Origin of the sequence: Lentzea sp. CC55, from assembly GCF_021056325.1 — a bacterium.
Lineage (GTDB): Bacteria > Actinomycetota > Actinomycetes > Mycobacteriales > Pseudonocardiaceae > Lentzea > Lentzea jiangxiensis.
On sequence record NZ_JAJCXE010000046.1, the window covers coordinates 22947 to 45379 of the forward strand.

Consider the following 22433-nt stretch of genomic DNA (forward strand, 5'->3'; position numbering starts at 1 on the left):
CCGTGTGAGTGAACCGGAAAGCCTCCCGGACAGCCAGAGAGTTTGCCTGTCTTGGAGGTTTTTCCATGTCAACGGGCGCCATCATCGGCGTGGCGGTCGCGATTGTCGCGGCATTGGTGATCCTCGCTCTCGTGCTGAGGCCCGCCATGCAGCGCAAGAAGCTGCGCGACCGCTTCGGCCCTGAGTACGACCGCGTGGTCGAGCACAGCGACAACAGATCGGCCGCGGAGAAGGAGCTCGCCGAGCGGGAACAGCGCCACAGCGAGTTCGATCTGAAGCCGCTTTCCCCCACGGCGCAGGAGAGTTACCGCCGGCACTGGGCCGACGTGCAGGCCAAGTTCGTCGACTCGCCGGAGAGCGCGATCGCGGACGCGGACCGGCTCGTGACCGATCTGATGGCGGAGCGCGGTTATCCCACGGAGGGTTACGAGGCGCAGCTGAGCGTTCTTTCCGTCGAACACGCGCGGACGCTCGAGCACTACCGCAAGGCGCACGACATCTCCGAACGCCAGGAGATCGGGGAGGCGAGCACCGAGGACCTGCGGACCGCGATGGTCCACTACCGCGAGCTGTTCACCGACCTGCTCGAACGCGGCGCCGAGCCGCACACGAACCGGGAAGCCGCGCGGAAGGAGAAGACCGATGTCTGAGGCCCCCGCCCACTCCGCTGGAGTCCCCACCCCCGCCCGGCCGCAGCAGGCCGAGCGCGCAGCGCAGGTGGAACGGCACGTCGAGGAGCGCGTCACGCACACCGATCGCATGCCGCAGCAGGTCCAGCGCCAGGACCAGCGGCGTCAGGAGGACGTGCGCGCCGACCAGGCCCGTGGCGACCAGACGCGCACCGAGCACGTTCGTACCGAGCAGACCCGTGCCGACCAGACGCACGGCGAGCACACGCGTTCTGAGCAGCAGCGTCACGAACAGCAGCGCACGGAACACCACCGCACCGAGCAGCCGCGGTCCGAGCAGCAGTCGACCGGCAGGCTCGAGGACGAGTGGCAGGCGGTGCAGTACGAGTTCGTCGACGACCCGAAGGCGGCTGTCCGCAAGGCCGACCAGCTCGTGACGCGGGCGCTCGAGGAGCTCACCACGCGGCACCGTTCCCTCACCCAGCAGCTCGAGGGAAACCGTGATCCGCAGACCGAGGACTTGCGACTGGCTCTCCACCGGTACCGGGAACTGTTCAGGTCGCTGGTCGCCGTCAAGTAAGTGCTGCTGGAAGCCCCGGCGCCGCGGCCGTGACAGGTGGCGGCGCCGGCAGGCACGTCCGGACACTTCACGACTGGTGAACCACGCCCGGATCAGCTGGGCAGTTCGCGGATTTCCATCTCCAGCACGTCGATCTCGTCGCTGATCGCCTCGTCGAGCATGTCGTCCAGCAGCTTGCGGCACTCCTCCGAGCCGCACCGCGGCAGTCCCGCGCCGAACCTCGGCACCTGCTCCCACCACACCGCCGGGTTGTTCCAGAACGATCCGGACCCCTGGTCGACACCTTCGAGGCAGCGCAGCCTCTGGTCGCTCGCCGGAAGCGCCCGCACGAACTCGATGAACAGGGCGAGTGCGTCGGGATTGCTCACCGGGACCGCGCCGTAGCCGCGCAAGCAGTCCTCGAGTTCTGCGAGGAACTCCGCCTTGAAGGACACGGCACACCCCCCGCTCCTCCGCACCTTCGCGGACGTCCTGAAGTTCGTGAGAACAACAGTACCTCCGCGACTGGAGCGGGGAACGAGTGCGAACGGGCGGTATCTTCCTGAGCCCGTACGGGTTTCCGGTGACCCGTAGTCACTTCTCCTAGCCGCCGGGCGCATTTCGGCACGGTGCGCGACGCTGTCAGCCGCCCGGACGCGCCGGGTGGGTCACGCAAAGTGCGCGGCTTCCGCAACGCCGCGAAACCACGAAAGCCGTTGGGGCCCGAAAGGAATTCCGCCGCGCATTTCGTTGACGACGAAGAGAGCGTGCCAGTTCCATTGTGGACGAATGCTTCAGCGGTCCGCGTGGAGCCTCGCGACGAAGCTGAACCGATCACCCCGGTACAGCGACCGGGCGCGTTCGATCGGGTGACCGCCGACGTCGTAGGAGACGCGGTGCAGCAACAACATCGGCAGCGCGGGGTTCGTGCCGATCAGCAGCGCCTCCCGGGGCGTGGCGAGCACCGTCTCGACACGTTCCTCGGCTTCGGCGAACCGCACACCGAGCCGTTCGGTGAGGCAGGCGTAGAGCGAGCCGGCGGGGTCGAGCTTCTCCGGCAGGTCCGGGAAACGACTCAGGCTCAGGTACGTCGACTCAAGGCCGATGCGCTCGTCGTCGGCGAGCAGGACGCGTTCCAGGTGCACGACCGGGTCGCCGGCGTCGAGCGCGAGGTCGCGGGCCAGCCCCTCGTCGGCGTCGAGCTCCTCGACCGTGATCACGGTGCGGTTCGGCTCGACGCCCTGACGGCGCATGCCCTCGGTGTAGCTGACCAGGGACAGCGGCTGGACGAGCTTCGGCGGCGCGACGAACGTGCCGCTGCCCTGACGCCGGATCAGCTTGCCTTCGAGCACCAGCTCGCTGACGGCCTGGCGCAGCGTGACGCGCGAGACGGAGAACCGTTCGGCGAGCTCGCGTTCGGACGGCAGGACCGTACCCTCGCCGAGGGTCTCGACGAGGTCGAACAGCTCGGCCTTGACCGCGTAATAGCGCGGAACTCGGCCGTGTTCTGGGATGCCCGCGCGAACGGGTCGATCAGCACGGTGCGGCGGGACGCGGTTCACGTGGCGTGAGCCTACGTGACTCCCCGTACGATCAGGACGACAGCTTCGGCGGATCGGGGATCTTGTAGCCGGAAGATCCGATGTTGACCTCGAGCGACTTGCGCCAGGCACCGGTGTCGATCATCTTCTGCAGCGCGGCCTGGACCTTCGCCTTGCTCGTCGGGTCGTCGCGGTGCAGGCCGACGCCGTACTCCTCCTTGCTGAACGGTTCGCCGACGACCCGCAGCAGCTCGGGGTTCTGGGCGGCGTAGCCCGCGAGCAGGACGTCGTCGGTGGTGACGGCGTCGACGTTCTCCGCGAGCAGCGCCGTGACGCAGTCGCTGAACTTCGCGTACTCGACCATCTTCACGTCTTTCGCGAACTGGTCGCGCACGTACTCGGCGGAGGTCGAACCCGCGGTGGAGCACAGCCTGAGGTTGGCGTTGAGCGACTTCGGGCCCTCGATGCGGTTCTCGTTCATGCGCACCAGCAGGTCCTGGCCGGCGACGAAGTACGGGCCGACGAAGTCGACGATCTGCTTGCGCTTGTCGGTGATCGAGTAGGTGGAGACGACCATGTCGGCCTCACCGCTGGTCAGGAGCGTCTCCCGGTTGCCGGGCTGCGCCTCCTTCCAGACGATGTTCTCCTCTTTGACGCCCAGCTCGCCCGCGATGAACTTGGCGACGTCGACGTCGAAACCGCGGTAGCTGCCGTCGAGCCTGCGCACCGACAGTCCCGGTTGGTCGTACGACACGGCGATGACCATGCGGTCGTTCGAGCTGACCTTCCCGGCCATCGTGGACGCGTCACCACCCGCGCACGAGGCCAGCAGGAGCACGGCCGCGCTTGTTGTCGCCGTCAGGCGGAGAAGTGCTCTCGGCGTCATTCGTCCCTCTTACAGCGTTATTCCACGGGCACGCGCCCTCGCACCAGGGTCGGCGCTGCTGGGCGATGCGGGAAACCTAAGCGGCGGCAGGACGCATGTCCATACCTGGGAGCGAATGAAAACAACGGAATCGTTGCTGTAACAGTTCAGCGCCGAGACTGGCGCGGGGCTAGCGCAGACGCCTCGGACCGGCGTCGTGCAGGGACGGGGGCGGGCCGACGACTATGCGGGCGCTGCTGACGAAAGCCCCTGCGGCAGAAGCAAGAACGGGTTCGAGCTTCAGCGACCGCACCTCCGGAAGGTCCTCCGCCAACGCGGCCAAACGGAGTACCAGCTCCTGAAGTGCTTCCAGGTCCGCTGGTTCGTCGCCGCGATATCCGGTGAGCAGAGGCGCGGCTTTGGGTGCGGCAACGAGTTCCGCGGCGTCGGTGTCGGTGAGGGGTACCGCCCGGTAGGCCCGGTCGCCGAGGAGATCGCTGACCAGACCCGACAGTCCGAACCAGACCAGTGTGCCGAAGCTCGGGTCGTCCTGGAGGCCGAGGACGCAGCTGACTCCCTTGGGCGCCATGCGTTGCACGTACACGCCCGGCTTGCCGGAGAGCGCCGCGAGGTCGTGGTAGGCGGCCCTGACCGACTCGCGCTGGGCGATGTCGAGCCGGACACCGACGAGGTCGGTGCGGTGGCGCAACCGCTCGCTGGTCGCCTTCATCGCCACGGGGTAGCCGAGTTCGTCCGCCACCTCCACGGCTTCCTCCTCGCTGGAGGCGATGCGGAACGGGACGACGTCGATGCCGTAGCACTCCAGCAGTGCGACGGCCTTGTGGTCGTCGAGCCGGACCTCGGACGCCGGCGAGTCCACAATGGACCTGGCCCGTTCGGTGTCGATGCCCTCCGGCCGGACGAAGGTGCCCTGCGGTGCGGCGCGCCAGCGGGCGTAGCGGACGGTGCGGGCCAGCGCGAGCACGGCGCGTTCGGGACTGGCGTAGCTCGGGATGGAGCCCTTGCCGGGCATCTTCAGCTCGTCGGGGATGCCCTCGACCGCGAGGAACGTGGAGACGATCGGTTTCGTGCTGGGCGCGGCCTCCTTGAGGGCGCGGGCGTAGGCGGCGCCGGGAACCGCGATCGGGGGCACGAAGACGACGACGAGCGCGTCGGTGTCCGGACGGTCCAGGGCCTCCTTCACGGCCTTGGCGAACTCCTCCGGCGTGGCCTGGGCACCGACGTCGACGGGGTCGCCCGCGAGGTCGAGGTCCTGGGCGAGCAGCGTGTCGGCGGCCAGCAGGCCGATCGCGGTGGAGTTGCCGACGACGGCGACGCGCTTGCCCGCGGGCAGCGGCTGGTGGGCCAGCAGCAGCGCGGTGTCGAAGAGCTGCGCCAGCGAGTCGACCCTGATCACGCCGGCCTGCTCGAACAGGGCCTGGACGCTCGCCTCGTCTACCTTCGCGGCCGTGGCGGCGAGGCCGGGCACGACGGCGTGGCGGCCGGACTTCACCGCGACGATGGGCTTGGTGCGGCCGAGCCTGCGCGCGAGCCGCGCGAACTTGCGCGGGTTGCCGAACGACTCCAGGTAGAGCAGGACGACGTCGGTGGCCGGGTCGGTCTCCCAGTACTGCAGCAGGTCGTTGCCGGAGACGTCGGCGCGGTTGCCCGCCGAGACGAACGTGGACAGGCCGAGGCCCCAGCCGGCGGCGTTGGCGAGGATGGCCGTGCCGAGGGCGCCGGACTGGCAGAAGAAGCCCGCACGGCCGCGCGACGGCAACTGCGGGGCGAGACTCGCGTTGAGGCGGACCTTGGGGTCGAGGTTGAGCACACCCAGTGCGTTCGGACCGACGACGCGCATGCCGTGGGCTCTCGCCTCCGCAGCGAGCCTGCGTTCGGCAGACAGACCGTCAGGTCCCGTCTCGCCGTAGCCGGAGCTGACGACGACAAGTGCCTTCACGCCCTTGGCGAGGCAGCCGTCCATGACCTCGTCGACGCTGGCCGCGGGAACGGCGACGATGGCGAGGTCGACGTCGTCGGGGATGTCGAGCACGGTCGGATAGGCCCGTACGCCGCGCACAGCGCGATGCTCGGCGTTGACGGGGTAGACAGGGCCGTTGAAGTCGGCTTCGAGGAGGTTCTTGAGGACCGCGTGCCCGATCTTGGTGGGATCGGTCGAGGCGCCGATGACGGCGACGCTGCGCGGGTGCAGCAGGTTGTGCACGCTGCGGGCCTCGGCGGCCTGTTCGCGGGCCCTGGCGACGGCGACGGACTCGTCGGTGGGGTCGATCGCGAACTCCAGGTGCAGCACCCCCTCCTCGAACGCCCTGCTGACCTGGTAGCCGGCGTCGCGGAACACCCGGACCATCTGGCCGTTCTCGGCGAGCACCTCGGCCTCGAACCGGGTGAGCCCGACCTCCCTGGCCGCGGCGGCGAGGTGTTCGAGCAGGATGCTGCCGAGCCCGCGCCCCTGGTGCCCGTCCTCGACGACGAACGCCACCTCGGCGCTGTCGCCGTGGTGCAGCCGGTCGAAGCGGCCGACGGCGACGATGTCGTCGCCCAGCAACGCGATGAGCGCCACGCGGTCGTGGTGGTCGACGGTGCTGAACCGCTCGAGGTCGCGCTGCGGGATCCGCGGGTAGGGCCCGAAGTAGCGGAAGTACCGCGTCCGCTCGGACAGCCGGCCGTGGAACTCCCGCAGCTCCTCGGCGTCGGCCGGCGTGATCGGCCGCAGGTGGACGGTGCCGCCGTCGCTGAGGACGACGTCCGCCTCCCAGTGCCGCGGGAAGTCGAACGGGTCCCTGGCCGCGTCGTCGGCGCTGTCTTTCGGAACGTCGTTGGAGACGCCCGTCGGGACGTCCTTCGGCACGTTGTCCGGCACTTTGTGTCAGTCCCTGGGGTCGTCGGGGTCAAGCCCATGCAACGGGAACACCGCACGGCGCGTGTCGCGGATCGCCTTGTCCACCGGCTGCTCCGCGTCGCCGCCCCACGCCTGGTACCCAGGGTCGCACCCATCAGTCATGGACGCAGGCAAAGGCCACTCGGGTGCGATCTGCGTCGCATGCGCGACCCACTCCGCCGGCAGCGGCCGGTTCGGGTCGACGTCGCGGTCCAGCACCGTCGCCAGCAGGTGCGTCCACGACCGCGGCACCACCCTGAGCAGCTCGTACCCGCCGCCGCCGAGCGCGAGCCACTTGTACCCGTGCTCGTTCACGATGTCGCGGAACGCCTGGTAGATCGCCCGGTGCCCGTCCACGCTCAGCGACAGGTCCGCGAGCGGGTCCTCCCTGTGCGTGTCGACCCCGCACTGCGTGACCAGCACCTGCGGCCGGAACGCCTTCAGCAACGCGGGCACCGTCGCGTGGAACGCCCGCAGCCACGCGCCATCGCGCGTGCCGGCGGGCAGCGGCACGTTGACCGCGCTCCCCTCGGCCCCGGCCCCGCCGACCTCACCGGCCCACCCGGTCCCCGGCCACAGGCTCATCGGGTGCTGGTGCAACGACACCGTCAGCACCCGCGGGTCGTCCCAGAACGCCGTCTGCACACCGTCCCCGTGGTGCACGTCGACGTCGACGTACGCGATGCGCTCCACTCCGCTGCGCAGCAACCACTCGATGGCCACCGCGCAGTCGTTGTAGACGCAGAACCCGGCCGCGCTGTCCGGCATCGCGTGGTGCAGGCCGCCGGCGATGTTGACCGCCCGGTCCGCCTCCCCCGACGCGATGGCCCGGGCCGCCACCAGCGATCCGCCGACCACCAGCGCCGACGCCTCGTGCATCCGCTCGAACACGGGGTTGTCCGCCGTACCCAACCCGTGCCCGACGTCCCACCCCGCCGTCGGCGCCGCCTGCACCGCGCTCAGGTAACCGGGCTTGTGCACGAGCTCGATCTCGTCGTCACCGGCCGGCACCGGCGCCCGCAGCTCGACGCCGTCCAGCACTCCGAGGGCGGTCGCGAGCCGGACCGTCAGGTCCAGCCGGACGGGGTTCAGCGGGTGGTCGCCACCGAGGTCGTACCCGAGGAAGGACCTGTCCCAGACAACCGCGGCTGGCTTACCCATGCCCAGCAACCTACAGTCGCTCCCCGTCGGCGCACCTCCGGCCACGAACCCGGGACCACCACCCCGGAACCGATCTCACCGAACAGGGGTCAGAGGCGACATGCACCTGCGACCAGCCGCCGTCCTCCTCGCACTGGGCCTGACCCTCGCCACCGCCACGGGCTGCGCGGAACAGGTGCGGGGCTCGGCCTCCCCCGACCCGAACGCCGCGGAGCAGTCCACCGCGCCCTCCACGACCTCGCGGAAGCCGCGGAGCAGTGCCACGCCGTCCAAGCCGGCGCCCCCCACCGCCCAGAAGCAGGGCGACGTGAAGATCGGCACCAGGAAGAAGGCGACGGGCCTCGAGACCTGCGGTGTCCTCAAGCCCGCCGACGTCGAGGCCGCGACCGGCGGCAAGTCCTCGGCGGACGGCGGCTGCATCCACACCGTCACCAACCCGTCCGCCGTCATCACGCAGCTGGTCACCGTCCCCGACGCCGTGGACCAGGAGGGCGAGAAGAAGCAGATCGACATCGGCGGCAACACCGCGTGGCAGGTCGCCGCCTCCAAGGAGGACTGCCAGGTCACCGTCATGCTGACCGACGACCCGGACGTCATCACCCCGGCCTTCTCCGTGAGCGTCCTGGCGATCGACGACCTGGACACCTGCGGCACGGCGCTCAAGCTCGCCACCGCGGGCTTCAACCGCATCCCCAACGCCTGACCGGCCCCACGCCGTCAGGCGACGGCCTGACGGCAGCCGGGCATCAGCCGCCGGTGGCGACCTCCCGGTCCAGCGCACACCAGTTGGACCACGACCCGGCGTACAACGCCGCCGGGTTCCCGGCCGACGTGATCCCCGCGACCTCCAGCGCGAGCACGACGGACGAAGCGGTCACGCCGGACCCGCAGTAAGCACCAACAGCCGCCTCCCCCGTCACCCCGATCTCGGCGAACCGCGCGGCCAGCTCAGCCGCGCCGAGCCATCGCCCGTCCGGACCGACGTGCCCGGTGCTCGGCGCGTTGAGCGCCCCCGGAACATGCCCGGCCTTCGGGTCCACCGGCTCGGTCTCGCCCCGGTACCGGGCCGCCGCCCGCGCGTCGAGCAGCACGCCGTCCCGAGCGAGCGCCGCCGCCCCGTCCGCGTCCAGCACGGGCATCTGCCCAGGCCGCACCACGACGTCTCCGGCCGCATCACCGGTCAGGGCCCCCGGTTCCTCCGCGGTCACCGGCAACCCGGCGGCCTCCCACGCGGCGAACCCGCCGTCCAGCACCGCGACCTCGCCGTACCCGGCCCACCGCAGCAACCACCACACCCGCGCGGCGACCGACCCGTCTCCCGCGTCGTACGCGACGACCCGGCCGCCCTCGCGCACGCCCGCGCGCCGCAGCACCTCCTGCAGCAGTTCCGGATCCGGCAGCGGATGGCGCCCACCCGCACCGGGCGGGGCGGACAGCTCCGTGTCGAGATCCACGTACACCGCACCGGGCACGTGGCTGACCTCGTAGTCTTGGCGTCCGGGTGGTCCGCCGAGACGCCACCGCACGTCCAGCACGACGGTGGCCGGCTGCATACGCAGCGCGTCGGCGAGGGCCTCAGGAGTGATCAAGGGATGCACGGCACACATCCTGCACCCGCGCGGACACCTGTGTCCCCCGGCACGACTACCATCGACACCATACGAAGGGGAGCGGGTGTGAACGACCTCATCGACACCACGGAGATGTACCTCCGCACGATCTACGAGCTCGAAGAAGAGGGCGTCGTGCCACTGCGCGCCCGCATCGCCGAACGCCTCGGCCAAAGTGGACCGACGGTGAGCCAGACCGTCGGCCGCATGGAGCGCGACGGCCTGGTCATCGTGGCGGAGGACCGCCACCTCGAGCTCACCGAGCAGGGCCGCAACCTCGCGATCGCCGTCATGCGCAAGCACCGGCTCGCCGAGCGCCTCCTCGTGGACATCATCGGGCTCGAATGGGAGCACGTGCACAGCGAGGCGTGCCGCTGGGAGCACGTGATGAGCGAAGCGGTCGAACGCAAGCTCATCAAGCTGCTCGGCAACCCGACCACCTCGCCCTACGGCAACCCGATCCCCGGCCTCGACAAGCTGGGCGACGGCGAGCCGGCCCCGCCCGCCGAGGCGGACCTGGTGCGCGTGGACGAAGTGGCTCGCCGCGGCGGTGGCCGCGTCGAGGTGCGCCGCATCGCCGAGCACGTCCAGCTCGACCCCGACCTCATGGCCGAGCTCAAGGAAGCCGGCGTCGTGCCCGGCAGCACCGTGGAGGTCGAGGCGCTCGCCGGCGCCAAGGTCGTCCAGGTGCGCGGTGGCAACGGCAACTCCGCAGAACTCGACCCCGCGGTCGCCCACGCCGTCCTGGTGCTCGCCCGGTGACCCAGGCGACGGCACCGGCGGCGAAGGCGGCCGAGGCGTTCCAGCGCCTGCACGGCCGCGCTCCCGAGGGGGTCTGGTCGGCTCCCGGCCGCGTCAACCTCATCGGCGAGCACACCGACTACAACGACGGCTACGTGCTGCCGTTCGCGTTGCCGCACCGCATCGCGGTCGCGGCGTCTCCCCGTGCCGACGGCGTGATGACCGTCAGCACGATGGGAGACGACGGCGGGTTGCAGGAGGCGGACCCGATGGTGGTGGCCGACCTAGCCCCCGGCACCGTCAAGGGGTGGCCCGCGTACCCCGGCGGAGTCGCCTGGGCCCTGCGGGAGCAGGGGATCGCCGTCACCGGAGGAGCCGACCTCGTCATCGCGGGCGACGTGCCCGCCGGCGCCGGTCTCTCGTCCTCCCACGCCCTGGAGTGCGCCGTCGCGCTCGCCCTGCTCGGTCTCGCCGGTGTCGACGCCGAGCGGCCGGACATCGCGCGCTGGGTGCAGCGCTCCGAGAACGACTTCGTGGGCGCGCCGACCGGCATTCTCGACCAGACCGCATCGCTGTGCTGCATCGAAGCGCACGCCCTGTTTTACGACGTGCGCTCGGGCAAGCCGGAACAGGTCGCGTTCGACGCGGCTGCCAGCGGGCTCGAGGTCCTGGTCATCGACACGCGCGCGAGCCACGCGCTCGTCGACGGCGGCTACGGCGCCAGGCGTGCCGGCTGTGAGCGCGCCGCCGAGATTCTCGGCGTTCCGGCTCTGCGCGACGTGGACATCGCCGAGCTCGACCAGGCGCTCGTCCGGCTGCCCGAAGACCTGCGTCCGCTGGTGCGGCACGTCGTGACCGAGAACGACAGGGTCCTGCGCAGCGTCGAGCTGCTCCGCGCGGGCGAGCTCGCCGACGTCGGACCGCTGCTCTCCGGCTCCCACGCGAGCCTGCGGGACGACTATCGCGTCTCCTGCCTGGAGCTCGACGTCGCCGTCGACTCCGCCATGGCGGCCGGCGCGCTGGGTGCCCGGATGGTCGGCGGCGGTTTCGGTGGCTCGGCCATCGCCCTCGTGCCCGTCGAAAGGCACGACGAGGTCGAGCGGTCCGTGCTCGCAGGCTTCGCCTCTCGCTCGCTCACGCGGCCGAGGCTCTTCACGGCGGTTCCGTCCGCGGGCGCGGGCAGGGACCGGTAGCAGAGAACGATCTTGACCAGGAATGCGAGGACTGCGGTGAAGCTGCTCGTCACGGGCGGGGCCGGATATGTCGGCAGTGTGTGCGCTGCCAGGCTGCTCGAAGCCGGGCACGAGGTGGTCGTCCTCGACGACCTCTCGACCGGCCACGAGGATGCCGTCCCCTCGGGAGCGCGCTTCATCCGGGGTGACATCGCCGAGGTCATCGACGATGTCCTCGCAGAAGGGTTCGACGGCGTTCTGCACTTCGCGGCGAAGTCCCTCGTGGGCGAGTCCATGCAGGACCCCGGCAAGTACTGGACGGGCAACGTCCTGACGGCGGTCCGCCTGCTCGACGCCATGAAGGAACACGGCACGCCGAAGCTCGTCTTCTCCTCGACTGCCGCGACGTACGGCGAGCCGCGGGAGGTGCCGATCCCCGAGACCGCGCCGACCGCGCCGACCAACACCTACGGCGCCACCAAGCTGGCCATCGACCACGCGATCACGTCGTACGCCGCCGCGCACGGCCTGGCGGCGACGAGCCTGCGGTACTTCAACGTCGCCGGCGCCTACGGCAGCATCGGCGAGCGGCACGCGACCGAGACCCACCTCATCCCGCTGGTGCTCCAGGTCGCCCTCGGGCAGCGCGAGCACATCTCGATCTACGGCGAGGACTGGCCCACCGAGGACGGCACCTGCGTCCGGGACTACATCCACGTCCTGGACCTCGCGGACGCCCACCTCCTCGCGCTCGAGAACGCCACCGCGGGCGAGCACCGGATCTACAACCTGGGCAACGGCACCGGCTTCTCCGTCAAGCAGGTCATCGACACCTGCCGCGAGGTCACCGGCCACCCGATCCCCGCCGTCGTCGCCCCCCGGCGCGCCGGCGACCCCGCCGTCCTGGTCGCCTCCGCGGAGCGGGCGCGCACCGAGCTCGGCTGGAAGCCGGAGCGCGCCGACATCACCGGCATCGTCCGCGACGCGTGGGAGTTCACCCGCGCCCGGCATGGAGCCTGAGCCGGGATGACCGACTTCGCCTCCTTCGAGAGCTACAACGCCACCCCGCGGCTCGCGTCGCTCGCACTGTCCCCGGACGGCACCAGGCTCGTCACGGTCGTCTCCACGCTGGCCCCGGACGGTAAGACGTGGCAAGGCGCCCTCTGGGAGGTCGACCCCACCGGGGAGCGGGAGGCCGTCCGGCTCACCCGCTCCGCCAAGGGCGACTCCTCCCCCGTGTTCGCGCCGGACGGGTCGTTGTTGTTCCTGTCGGGCCGCCCGGACCCGCTCACGAAGCCGGGCGAGTCCAACGACAAGAAGGCGCTGTGGCGCCTTCCCGTCCATGGCGAGGCCGCCGAGGTGCTGCGGCCGGGTGGCGGAGTCGGTCAGGTGCGGGCCGCCGGCGAGACGGTGCTGTTCACGTCGTCGGCGCACCGCTTCACGGAGTTCGGTGACGAGGACGACGCCAAGCGCAAGGCACGCGAGGACGCCGGGGTGACGGCGATCCTGCACGAGTCGTACCCGATCCGGTACTGGGACGCGGACCTCGGTCCCACCTACCCACGCCTGTTCGCGGCTCCTCTCGCGGACCCCGGCACCGTCATCGCTCTCAGCGAAGACGCCGAAAGCAGGCTCAGCGATGAGGACGTTGAGCTGAGCCCAGACGGGAAGTGGGCCGTTTTCGGCCACGACGTCGACGTCAGCCCCTCCTACGGTCGCCGGACCGAACTGCGGGTCGTCGCCACCAGTGGTGGCGCGCCGCGAACCATCGCCTCCGAAGAGGGCTTCTCCTTCGGTGGCGCCACGTTCACGCCCGACTCGGCCGCCGTGATCGCGATCCGGTACCGCGAGTCCACTCCGGACTCCCCACACCGGCGCGACCTCGTGCGCATCGACCTGGCGGAGAACTCGATCACGCCACTGGCGCCCGGTTTCCAGGAGGAGCCGGACCACCCGGTGGTGAGCCCGGACGGGTCGGCGGTCTTCTTCACCGCGAGCCACCTCGGGCACCAGCCGGTCTGGCGGCTCGATCTCGCGACCGGCGAGGTCACCAAGCTGACGGTGACCGGTTACTACAGCGATCTGGTGGTGAGCCCGGACGGCAAGACGCTGTACGCGTTGCGCAACTCGGTCGACCACCCGCCACAGCCCGTGCGGTTCGCCTCCGAGGGAACCGACCAGGACCCGGAACGGCTGCGCGCGCCCGGCGCCCTCGCGTCGGTGCCCGGCACGCTCACCGAGATCTCCACGGTCGTCGCCGACGGCAGGACCGTCCGCTCCTGGCTGGTGCTGCCCGAGGGTGCCTCCGCCGACTCCCCCGCCCCGCTCCTGCTGTGGGTCCACGGCGGCCCGGTCATGAGCTGGAACGGCTGGACCTGGCGCTGGAACCCGTGGCTCATGGCCGCTCGCGGCTACGCCGTCCTGCTGCCCGACCCCGCCCTCTCGACCGGGTACGGGCCGGACTTCATCAAGGCCGGCTGGGGCCGCTGGGGCGCCGAGCCCTACACCGACCTGATGGCCATCACGGACGTCGCGGTCGAGCGAGCCGACATCGACGCGTCCCGGACCGCCGCCATGGGCGGGTCGTTCGGCGGTTACATGGCCAACTGGATCGCCACCCAGACCGACCGGTTCCGTGCGATCGTCACCCACGCGTCCCTCTGGCACCTCGACGCGTTCTCCGGCGGCACCGACAGCTCCTACTTCTGGATGCGGGAGATGGGCGACCCCCTCACCCAGCCGGAGCGGATCCAGGCCAACTCCCCGCACCTGCGGGTCGCCGACATCAAGACCCCGATGCTCGTCATCCACGGGGACAAGGACTACCGGGTCCCGATCGGTGAGGGGCACCGGCTGTACTTCGACCTCGTCCGCCACGGGGTGACCGCGAAGTACCTTTACTACCCAACCGAAAACCACTGGATCCTCACCCCCGGCAACTCTCGGGTCTGGTACGAGACGGTGTGGGCGTTCCTGGCCGAGCACGTGCTGGATCAGGGCTGGGAGCGACCCGAACTGCTCTGAGCGAGCAACTGGCGGGCGCTGTCCATGTACCTCACGGCCAGCGCCCGCATCTGCGAGGGCGGGAACGCGGCGCTGACGGCGGCCCTGATGAGCTTGCTCAGCGAATGACCGGGGCACGCCTCATCGGCCGCGTCGAGGGCGACGGACGCGATCCCGCCGTCGCCGCGTTGGTAGGCATAGAACGCGAGCAGGCACGCGGCCTCCGCACGTTCCGGTGCCGGGCAGGCTCTGGTGAGCTCGAGCCACAGGCGTTCGGCGAGACGGGACCTGGCTTGGACGGCGAACCCCAGGCTCGCGTCCCGGACGTCGGGCATCGCCAGGGCCCGTGCCAGTGCGACGATCTCGTCGTCCCGCAACGGGCCCTTGCGGTTCTCCACCGCGTCGATCGCGTCGCTCACGCGGCGCAATTCGGTGCCGGGATCGGGTTCGGCCGAATTCGTCATGAGCTCGTCGAGCATCGCGGACCTGCGCTCCATCGCCTCAGGTGGGTCAAGCGCGAGGATCGCCGCCATCGCGGCACGCGACTCGAACGTCACGTTGCCTTCGTGGGCCGACGCGGCGGCGACCGCGGACAGCCGGGGGTCCGGCAGCGTGCCGTGGCAGTCGATGTCGAGGTAGCAGAGCCACTTCGCGTCCTTCTGGCACGACGGCAGCCACACGGCTTCGACGACGTCGATGCCCACGCCGCCCAGTCCGTGTCTGAGCGCGGTGACCAGCGGTTCGTGAGGTAGTTCCTCGGGTATGTGCTCTGTCGGCGCACAGACGACCACGAGGATCACTTCTGTCGCGCCTTGGTCGAGCAGCGGCCCTTCCAGCTGGGCCGCCAGGAAGCCCCTATGTCGCGGGCGTGGCAGGTCGACGCGCATGGTCATGCTGACCAGGTCGTCCTTCAGCACCAGCACGACGAGCGAGTCGGACGGGTGGAACCCCATCAGGTGCGGGATCGCGGCGTAGAGCTCGGCGGCGTCGCGAACCCGGATCGGTTTCGGGAGGGTAGTGGGCATGGGGCTCACTGTGGCGGGGCGAGCCAGGTGATGAGCCGGGATGGACGCCAGGTTGTGGACAACTCAGCGGCTGTGGACAGGTCGAGATCATGGACCGCCTGGGAGCGGGGTTCTGTCGGGGGTGGGTGCTAGGTTGCCGTGCTCCGGTCCTCGCCGACCGGAGCACGGCATCACCTCAGAACGCCTGGAACACCGAACGCCAGCCGCCGACGACCGGCAGCTCCACCGACGTCCGGGCGAGGTCGAGCGACAGTCCGGCGCCCGGCTTCGGGCGCAGCGTGTAGTCGTAGTCGCTGGAGATCACCACGAACTCGAGCCGGTGACCGACCTGCAGGACGTAGTCGTCCGGCACGATCGGCACCTCGACGTCGTAGAACTTGCCGGGCTTGATCGGCGACGTCCTGTCCGGTCGTTCCCTGTTCTGCGGGTCGGTCGAACCGCGGGTGATGACGTGCGACGTGCCGTCCGGACGGCGGTCGACCAGCAGCGTCGTCACGTTGGCCGCGGGCCGGTCGAACGCGAGACGCAGGTTCGCGGTCGACTTGCCGGACAGCCGCACCGGCTTCTGCGCCGGCTCCGAGGTGTAGGACAGCCGGTTCGGCGAGGTCGCCTGGTCGATCAACGACTCGGCGGTCTTCGTCGCGTCGTCGGTCAGCTTCTCCACGCCGCGGCCGGGCAGGACACCGAGACCGCCCTTGGTGGTTCCGCCCGCGGACAGGCGCAGCCGCACGTCGGACGTGCCGGCGGCCGGCCAGTCCTTCTCGTCGACCCACGTCTTGTCCTCGCGCTGGATCGTCGCCTTCGGCTCCTTGTCGATGCCGTTGCGGTGACCCCACAGGTACTGGGTGAACCAGCGGTTCAGCGTGCGCCGCCACTCGGCCGAACGGAGCGTGTCGGCGTCCGTGTGCCCGGACTGGTGCAGCCAGATCTTGTGCGGCGCGCCGACCTTCTTCAACGCCGAGTACCACTGCTCGACGTGCGTCATCTTGACGTTCCAGTCGTTGAGCCCGTGCACCGCGAGAACGGCCGCGCGAACCTTGTGGACGTCGTTGAGGTAGCTCCGCTTGTCCCAGAACCGGCTGTAGTCACCGGTGATCCGGTCCTGGTCCTTGGCGATCTCGGCGATGATCGGCTTGCAGATCTCCCGATCAGCACGCGTGTAGACGTATTCGGCCAGCACGTCGGCGTCCTCGCCCTGGAACGTGCCGGGTGCGACGACGGCGCCGTCCGCGCGGTAGTAGTCGTACCAGCTGGAGATCGCGGCGATCGGCACGATCGCTTCGAGGCCGCGGACGCCGGTGGAGGCGACGGCGTTGGGCAGCGTTCCGTTGTAGGAGACGCCCATCATGCCGGTCTTGCCGGTCGACCAGGTCGCCTTGATGGCCTCGCCCGTGGCGGTCCGCGCCGTCGCACGGCCGTTGAGCCAGTCGACGACGACACGAGCGCCGATCGTCTCGTTGACGTCGCCCGTCGTCGGGCAGCCCGTCGACTTGCCGGTGCCGAGGGACTCGGCGTAGACGACCGCGTACCCGCGGGCGATGAAGTAGGCCTCGTAGCGACCGGAGGTGATCGGGTTGGGGCCGAGGGCGGCGGTGATGCGTTCGTCGGAGTTGGCCTTGAGCAGGCGGCCGTTGCGCTTGTCGGGCACGTACAGCTCGACGTCGACGTTGTGGTTGGCGACGTCGTTGCCGCCCGAGAAGTACGGGCTGACCATGTAGACGACCGGGACCTTGAGGCCGCGTTCGGTGGCGCGCGGCCGGACGATCTCGGTGTAGACCTCGTCGTCCTTGCCGTCGCGGTCGCTGTCGACCGGGGCGCGGACCCAGAGGCTCTCCTTCACCACGTCTTTCGGGTCGAAGACGGGCTGGGCCTCGCCGTTCTGGAAAACGGGCCCTTCGGCGGCTTGAGCGGTGACGGGCAGAAATGGCAGAACGAGCACCGCGGTCAGCAGTGCGACTCTTCGTGCGCCCCTCACGAGGCACCCCCAATGCGGAAGCCAGAGACAGGAATCGCCCTGCACCCTCTCCTTTGACTGCAAGACATGTCACCCGTCGATCGGCTCTTGACCTGAGAGCATGGACCGTGCACATTTCCGACTTCGTCCACGCGCTGCCGAAGGCCGAGCTGCACGTCCACCTCGTGGGCGCGGCTTCCGCCGACACCGTCCTCGCGCTCGCCCGCAACCACCCCGGCGGGCGGGTGCCGACCGACGAGACCGAGCTGCGGAAGTTCTACGAGTTCACGGACTTCCGGCACTTCATCAACGTCTACGGCATCGTCAACGACCTCGTCACCACGGGCGAGGACGTCCGCACTCTCGTCGTCGGATACGCGCGTGACGCGGCACGGACCAATGTCCGATATGCGGAGCTGACGATCAGCGCGACCAGCCACCTGCGAGCCGGCATCGCGCCCGACGAACTCGTCGAGGCGTTGCACGCCGGACGCGACGAAGCGCTCGCCGTGCACGGCGTGACGTTGCAGTGGATCTTCGACGTTCCCGGTGTCTGGGATCGCGACTGGGGCATGACGAGTGCGCGGTTCGCCACCGAGCACCGGCCGGAGGGGCTGGTCGGCTTCGGACTCGGCGGGTTCGAGTCGGACGCGCCGAGGGCGAATTTCCGCGAGGCGTTCGCGATGGCGCGCGACGCCGGACTGCACATGGTCCCGCACGCCGGTGAGACGACGCCGCCCAGTGAGATCTGGGCCGCTCTGCACGATCTGCGAGCCGAACGGATCGGGCACGGCGTCAGCGCGGCGCAGGATCCCGGCCTGCTGCGGCACCTCGCCGACGAAGGCGTCGTCGTCGAGGTGTGCCCGACGTCGAACCTCCGGACCGGCGCGGTGCGGTCGTTCGACGAGCACCACCTGCCGCGGCTCGTGGAGGCGGGCGTGCCGGTGGCGATCAGCACCGACGACCCCGGCATGTTCCACACCGACCTCGACCGCGAGTACCTGCTGTGCCACGAGCGTTTCGGGTTTGGCCGGGACGAGCTCGCCGACTTCGCCCGTGCCGCCGTGCGGGCGTCCTACGCGCCGGCCGAGTTGAAGGACCAGTTGCTGAAGGAGATCGACGCGGTATGAGTGGTGCGAACGTGGTGACGACGACCGTCGACTCGCCCGAGGCCGCCGAGTCGCTGGCGAAGGGCATCGTCGAGGCCAGGTTGGGCGCGTGCGTGCAGATCGTGCCCATCCGCAGCGTCTACCGGTGGGACGGCGAGGTGCGCGTCGACGCGGAGTGGCAGTGCGTCGTGAAGACGTCTTCCGTCCGCGTCGACGACCTCGTCGCGCACATCAAGGCGCATCACAGCTACGACGTCCCCGAGGTCGTCGTCACCCCCGTGGTCGGGGGCAACGACGACTACCTCGCGTGGATCTCAGAGGAGACCTCGTAGGTGACGCGGCAGCGGCTCGGTGTGCAGCACGCCAAGCCGCTGCGTCGCCCTCGTCAGCGCGACGTACAGCTCGCTGGGCGACATGCGTTGCGGTTCGACGACGAGGACGACGTCGAACTCCAGCCCCTTCGACGCACGCGGCGGCATCCAGCCTTCGCCGATGACGGCGATCGTGCGGCCGTTGCACGAGTTGGCGTGCGCATCGAGTTCGTCGCGCACGGCTGCCGATATATCAGTTACGCGACGGGCCCACGGGCGTTCAGCGGTCTTGCGCACTGACACCGGGGCCGACGCATCGGGGTCGACGAGCTTCAGGACCGGGGTGGCGACGGCCATGATCTCGCCCGGGGTGCGGTAATTGACCTCCAGCCGGCGGTAGTTGAACCGCTCGAACACCGATCCCCAGCTCCGGACTCCTCCCGCCGCCTGGCGTTGAGCCAGGTCGCCGACAACGGTCATGGACTTGTTGGGACACCTGCGCAGTAGCACGCGCCAATCCATTGCGGACAGCTCCTGTGCTTCGTCGACGACGACGTGGCCGTATGTCCACGTGCGGTCTGCGGCGGCGCGTTCGGCGAGGGATCGGTGATCGCGCACTTCGTGCCCAGCGGCCAGCACATCGGCGTTGACGAAGTCGGTGACGATGTACTCGTCGGCATCGGCGCGTTCGTCGATCGACAGGACGTCCATGACGCCGCGGGCGTACTCGAGTTGTTCCTCCTCCGCTCGCCTCGCCTCACGCTCCGCGGTGCCGTCGGACCCGAGCAGGTCGGCGAGCTCGTCGAGCAGCGGCACGTCGGACACGGTCCACGCGTCGGCGTCTGCCCGGTACAGCTCCGGCGCACCGATCCGGAAGCAGCGACCCGCGTACAGATCGGCGAGCAACTGTTCCGGTGTCAGCAGCGGCCACAGCTTGTCGACGGCGTCGCGCAACGCGGAGCTGCGGCGGAGTTCGTGGCGGACGTCCTCCTCGATCTCCGGCCAGTCGACACCGATCAAGCGCATCGTCGGCGCGACGAGTTCCTCGGCGAGCGCCAGGAAGAAGTACTTGCGGGCGGCGTTGTGCGGCAGCTCGTAATAGCGCGTCTTCTCGCGTGCAACGGCGGCGATATGAGCGTCGAGCGGCACGACGATGTCTTCCAGCTCGATCTCGATGGGCTCGTCCGGCAGTTCCTGCCGGTCGGCCACTGCGACGGCCAGCAGGTCGAGAACGGACACATCGCCTTTCAGCCGTTGCAACGACGGCGTGTCTTCGGCGTCGGTGACAACACCGGGGTAAAGCTCACCGGGCGTCGCGAAGACGACGTCGGTCTCCCCCAGCGATGGCAGGACGTCGCCGACGTAGTGGAGGAAGCCGGTGTTCGGGCCGACGATCAGCACACCGTGCCGGGACAGGCGTTCACGACGCGTGTACAGCAGGTATGCCACGCGGTGCAGGGCCACCGCGGTCTTGCCCGTTCCGGGACCGCCCTCGATGACGAGCACACCGGGGCCGGAGTGGCGGATGATTTCGTCCTGCTCGGCCTGGATGGTCGAGACGATGTCCCGCATCGTCGCCGTCCGCGGTGCGTTGAGGGCGTCGAGCAACGCGGTCGTGTCCGTCAGCAGTTCGTCGTCGTGGCAATCGCGCAGCTCCCGGTCGCGAATGCGGAAGTGCCGCCGCAGCACGACACCCTCGGGGTTCGCGGCCGTCGCCGTGTAGAACGGCCGCGCCGCCGGTGCGCGCCAGTCCAGAAGCAGTGGCTCGAAGTCGTCGCCGAACAGTCCGACCCGCCCGATGTAGGTGCTGTCGCCGTTCTCCGAGTCGATGCGTCCGAAGCACAGCCCTTCTTCCGCCGCGCGGTACTTCCGGAGGTCCTTGGTCAGCACCTCGACCGCGGCTTCGCGGTCGTGCCTCTGGGCCGTGTCGTCCCGCAGCGCGGCGGCGAGATCCGCTGCCGCTTTGTTCCTTTCCCGGTCGAGCTTTTGATACAGAGAGGTGATTCGCGCCTGTTCGCTCGCCAACACATTGCCCCCTGTGATACAATAGTGCCGTGCACTCGGAAATCTAGTTCCGATAATGCAAAGCCATTCTTTGTATCACATCTCCGCTGTGCGCGGAATCCCTTGCATGATCTACCAACGCCCGCGCGTGACGTGCTGCGATGCGGTTCGATCAATGCTGGTCGAGACAGCGTGCTGACGTGCCCCTAGGCATCTGGACCAGGCAATTCAAGGGCATGATGAGCTGGCAGCGTGCCGCGCCAACCCCTTCGAATCATTGGCGGCCGCACCGGAAAATGTAGGATTCGGCTACACGGCTCGCACAGCTGGAGAGGCCGGAATGGACGTGGTCGAAGCATGAAGCTGGTCATCCTGGGCGGAGGCGGCTTCCGCGTCCCGCTGGTCTACCGCGCGTTGCTCGCCGATCGGTCGCCGGGGCGCGTCACCGAAGTCGCGCTGTTCGACCTCGACCCCGGCCGTCTTGCCGCAATCGGTGTCGTCCTGGCCGAGCTCGCGGCGGAGGTACCGGACGCGCCCGCCGTGACGACGTCGACCGATCTCGACGAAGCGGTGAGGGGCGCGGACTTCGTGTTCTCCGCCATCCGCGTCGGTGGTCTCGAAGGACGCGCCGCCGACGAGAGCGTCGCGGCGGGCTGTGGTGTGCTCGGGCAGGAGACCGTCGGTGCCGGTGGCGTTGTGTACGGGCTGCGCACAGTTCCTGTCGCGCTCGACATCGCACGTCGTATATCGGAACTCGCGCCGGAGGCGTGGGTCATCAACTTCACGAACCCCGCCGGCATGGTCACCGAGGCGATGTCGGCGCACCTCGGCCGCCGCGTCATCGGCATCTGCGACTCCCCCGTCGGGCTCGGCAAGCGAGTGGCCCGTGCCGCCGGTGTGACCCTTGAAGACGCATGGCTCGACTACGCCGGCCTCAACCACCTCGGCTGGCTGCGGGGCGTCCACGTGGCGGGGCGGGATGTGCTGCCTGAACTGCTCGCCGACACCGCCCGGCTCGAGTCGTTCGAAGAGGGCAGGCTGTTCGGTGCGGAATGGCTGCGCTCCTTGGGCGCCGTCCCGAACGAGTACCTGCACTACTACTACTTCACGCGGGAGGCCGTGGAGGCCGGTGCCTCACGCGGGGCATTCCTCTTGGAGCAGCAGAAGCGGTTCTACGCGGCGCCATCCTGGGAGAGCTGGGACCGCACGCGCCTGGAACGCGAACAGACGTACATGGCCGAGACCCGTGACGAGGAACGCGACAGCGACGACCTCGACGGCGGCGGCTACGAACGCGTCGCCCTCGACCTGATGCACGCGATCGCGTCGGACAAACGAACCACCTTGATCCTCAACGTCCCGAACAGGACGACGCTGAGGTGTCTCGACTCGGAGGCCGTCGTCGAGGTGCCGAGCCTGGTCGACGCGAACGGTGCGCGCCCCGTCTCGGTCAGCCAGGTCCCGGACGAGGGCGTCGGACTCGTCACGGCGTTGAAGGTCGTCGAGCGCGCCACGATCAAAGCGGCCATCAGCGGTGAACGTGCGCACGCCGTGAAGGCGTTGGCGTTGCATCCGCTAGTCGACTCCGTCAACGTGGCTCGCAGGATCGTCGACACCCACCCGCTGTTGCAGCGGTTCTCCACGCCATGACCGCTGAGGTTCGTGAGCGAGCGCGGCGTCTCCCAACTCGTGTCGAGACGTGCGGACGGTGACGGCCGCACGTTGCCTGGTCCGCTTCCACACATGATCGATGAACGGTCGAGGCCGCTGGAGGAAATGTTCCTCGCGGCGATCGGTGTCGAGGGCGCCGACGCGTTCAACACCGAGGACGTGACCAAGGCCTGATGCCG

At 69.6% G+C, this 22433-nt stretch carries 19 protein-coding genes; 10 read left to right on the plus strand and 9 right to left on the minus strand.

The features are described from left to right. Nucleotides 1–65 precede the first annotated feature (65 nt). Both L6E10_RS29125 and L6E10_RS29130 read left to right on the plus strand, forming a co-directional pair. Nucleotides 66–650, plus strand: coding sequence for a hypothetical protein (locus L6E10_RS29125; protein WP_236223336.1), 585 nt, complete (start codon nucleotides 66–68; stop codon nucleotides 648–650). Then, entirely contained in the window at nucleotides 643–1209 is a 567-nt protein-coding gene (locus tag L6E10_RS29130) for a hypothetical protein (protein ID WP_236223337.1), read from the plus strand. Before L6E10_RS29125 ends, L6E10_RS29130 begins: the two co-directional genes overlap by 8 nt. A 92-nt stretch (nucleotides 1210–1301) precedes the next feature. Here L6E10_RS29130 and L6E10_RS29135 read toward each other — a convergent pair whose 3' ends face one another. From L6E10_RS29135 to L6E10_RS29155, 5 genes are all read right to left on the minus strand, one after another. Then, a complete protein-coding gene (locus L6E10_RS29135; protein ID WP_236223338.1) occupies nucleotides 1302–1643 on the minus strand; it encodes a hypothetical protein in 342 nt (113 codons plus the stop codon). A 339-nt stretch (nucleotides 1644–1982) separates the two neighbouring features. Further along, nucleotides 1983–2750, minus strand: coding sequence for a GntR family transcriptional regulator (locus L6E10_RS29140; RefSeq protein WP_236223340.1), 768 nt, complete (start codon nucleotides 2748–2750; stop codon nucleotides 1983–1985). Nucleotides 2751–2781: 31 nt separating this feature from the next. After that, nucleotides 2782–3567 carry a glutamate ABC transporter substrate-binding protein gene (locus L6E10_RS29145; protein WP_236223341.1) on the minus strand — a complete coding sequence of 262 codons (786 nt, stop codon included), beginning with the start codon at nucleotides 3565–3567 and terminating at the stop codon, nucleotides 2782–2784. Nucleotides 3568–3784: 217 nt separating this feature from the next. Next, a complete protein-coding gene (locus L6E10_RS29150) occupies nucleotides 3785–6463 on the minus strand; it encodes a GNAT family N-acetyltransferase (protein ID WP_374237578.1) in 2679 nt (892 codons plus the stop codon). 18 nt (nucleotides 6464–6481) lie between these two features. Next, entirely contained in the window at nucleotides 6482–7654 is a 1173-nt protein-coding gene (locus tag L6E10_RS29155; protein ID WP_236223345.1) for an acetoin utilization protein AcuC, read from the minus strand. 100 nt (nucleotides 7655–7754) lie between these two features. Between L6E10_RS29155 and L6E10_RS29160 the strand changes: the two genes are divergently transcribed. Next, nucleotides 7755–8357, plus strand: a complete 603-nt coding sequence (locus L6E10_RS29160) for a hypothetical protein (protein WP_236223347.1) — start codon at nucleotides 7755–7757, stop codon at nucleotides 8355–8357. A gap of 43 nt (nucleotides 8358–8400) precedes the next feature. On the opposite strand, the gene L6E10_RS29165 is transcribed toward L6E10_RS29160, so the two are convergent. Continuing rightward, a complete protein-coding gene (locus L6E10_RS29165; RefSeq protein WP_236223349.1) occupies nucleotides 8401–9252 on the minus strand; it encodes a sulfurtransferase in 852 nt (283 codons plus the stop codon). A gap of 78 nt (nucleotides 9253–9330) precedes the next feature. On the opposite strand from L6E10_RS29165, the gene L6E10_RS29170 reads away from it, so the two are divergent. Genes L6E10_RS29170 through L6E10_RS29185 form a run of 4 tightly spaced genes read left to right on the plus strand, consistent with a single transcriptional unit; the run spans nucleotide 9331 to nucleotide 14201 of the window. After that, nucleotides 9331–10026, plus strand: coding sequence for a metal-dependent transcriptional regulator (locus L6E10_RS29170; protein ID WP_236223351.1), 696 nt, complete (start codon nucleotides 9331–9333; stop codon nucleotides 10024–10026). Beyond that, a complete protein-coding gene (gene galK / locus L6E10_RS29175) occupies nucleotides 10023–11198 on the plus strand; it encodes a galactokinase (RefSeq protein WP_236223353.1) in 1176 nt (391 codons plus the stop codon). Before L6E10_RS29170 ends, galK begins: the two co-directional genes overlap by 4 nt. Nucleotides 11199–11234: 36 nt before the next feature. Beyond that, the gene (gene galE / locus L6E10_RS29180) at nucleotides 11235–12197 is read left to right on the plus strand and encodes a UDP-glucose 4-epimerase GalE (RefSeq protein WP_236223355.1); all 963 of its coding nucleotides are present in this window, start codon (nucleotides 11235–11237) and stop codon (nucleotides 12195–12197) included. Nucleotides 12198–12203: 6 nt separating this feature from the next. After that, on the plus strand, nucleotides 12204–14201 hold the full coding sequence (locus L6E10_RS29185; RefSeq protein WP_236223357.1) for a S9 family peptidase: 1998 nt from the start codon (nucleotides 12204–12206) through the stop codon (nucleotides 14199–14201). Here the strand turns inward: L6E10_RS29185 and L6E10_RS29190 are convergent. Together L6E10_RS29190 and L6E10_RS29195 are read right to left on the minus strand one after the other, a co-directional pair. Beyond that, nucleotides 14171–15205 carry a DUF4192 domain-containing protein gene (locus tag L6E10_RS29190; protein ID WP_236223359.1) on the minus strand — a complete coding sequence of 345 codons (1035 nt, stop codon included), beginning with the start codon at nucleotides 15203–15205 and terminating at the stop codon, nucleotides 14171–14173. The two genes, L6E10_RS29185 and L6E10_RS29190, sit on opposite strands and share 31 nt — an antisense overlap. 175 nt (nucleotides 15206–15380) lie before the next feature. Next, nucleotides 15381–17180 carry a Xaa-Pro dipeptidyl-peptidase gene (locus L6E10_RS29195; RefSeq protein WP_236223361.1) on the minus strand — a complete coding sequence of 600 codons (1800 nt, stop codon included), beginning with the start codon at nucleotides 17178–17180 and terminating at the stop codon, nucleotides 15381–15383. 107 nt (nucleotides 17181–17287) lie between these two features. Here L6E10_RS29195 and add point away from each other — a divergent pair, with 107 nt between their 5' ends. Together add and cutA are read left to right on the plus strand one after the other, a co-directional pair. Beyond that, a complete protein-coding gene (add, locus tag L6E10_RS29200) occupies nucleotides 17288–18289 on the plus strand; it encodes an adenosine deaminase (RefSeq protein WP_236223363.1) in 1002 nt (333 codons plus the stop codon). Further along, a complete protein-coding gene (cutA, locus tag L6E10_RS29205; RefSeq protein ID WP_090102704.1) occupies nucleotides 18286–18600 on the plus strand; it encodes a divalent-cation tolerance protein CutA in 315 nt (104 codons plus the stop codon). Before add ends, cutA begins: the two co-directional genes overlap by 4 nt. Here the strand turns inward: cutA and L6E10_RS29210 are convergent. Then, nucleotides 18583–20607, minus strand: a complete 2025-nt coding sequence (locus tag L6E10_RS29210; RefSeq protein ID WP_308102903.1) for a UvrD-helicase domain-containing protein — start codon at nucleotides 20605–20607, stop codon at nucleotides 18583–18585. The genes cutA and L6E10_RS29210 overlap by 18 nt on opposite strands. A 333-nt stretch (nucleotides 20608–20940) precedes the next feature. Between L6E10_RS29210 and L6E10_RS29215 the strand changes: the two genes are divergently transcribed. Continuing rightward, complete coding sequence (locus L6E10_RS29215) at nucleotides 20941–22233, plus strand: 6-phospho-beta-glucosidase (protein ID WP_236223367.1); 1293 nt, start codon at nucleotides 20941–20943, stop codon at nucleotides 22231–22233. The last annotated feature ends 200 nt before the right edge of the window (nucleotides 22234–22433 follow it).

What these genes read in the sequence shown, in the direction of transcription:
- cutA (WP_090102704.1), top strand. Translation starts at nt 18,286, where the DNA reads ATGAGTGGTGCGAACGTGGTGACGACGACCGTCGACTCGCCCGAGGCC.
- L6E10_RS29155 (WP_236223345.1), bottom strand. Translation starts at nt 7,654, where the DNA reads ATGGGTAAGCCAGCCGCGGTTGTCTGGGACAGGTCCTTCCTCGGGTAC.
- L6E10_RS29130 (WP_236223337.1), top strand. Translation starts at nt 643, where the DNA reads ATGTCTGAGGCCCCCGCCCACTCCGCTGGAGTCCCCACCCCCGCCCGG.
- L6E10_RS29160 (WP_236223347.1), top strand. Translation starts at nt 7,755, where the DNA reads ATGCACCTGCGACCAGCCGCCGTCCTCCTCGCACTGGGCCTGACCCTC.
- L6E10_RS29125 (WP_236223336.1), top strand. Translation starts at nt 66, where the DNA reads ATGTCAACGGGCGCCATCATCGGCGTGGCGGTCGCGATTGTCGCGGCA.
- L6E10_RS29215 (WP_236223367.1), top strand. Translation starts at nt 20,941, where the DNA reads ATGAAGCTGGTCATCCTGGGCGGAGGCGGCTTCCGCGTCCCGCTGGTC.
- L6E10_RS29190 (WP_236223359.1), bottom strand. Translation starts at nt 15,205, where the DNA reads ATGCCCACTACCCTCCCGAAACCGATCCGGGTTCGCGACGCCGCCGAG.
- L6E10_RS29185 (WP_236223357.1), top strand. Translation starts at nt 12,204, where the DNA reads ATGACCGACTTCGCCTCCTTCGAGAGCTACAACGCCACCCCGCGGCTC.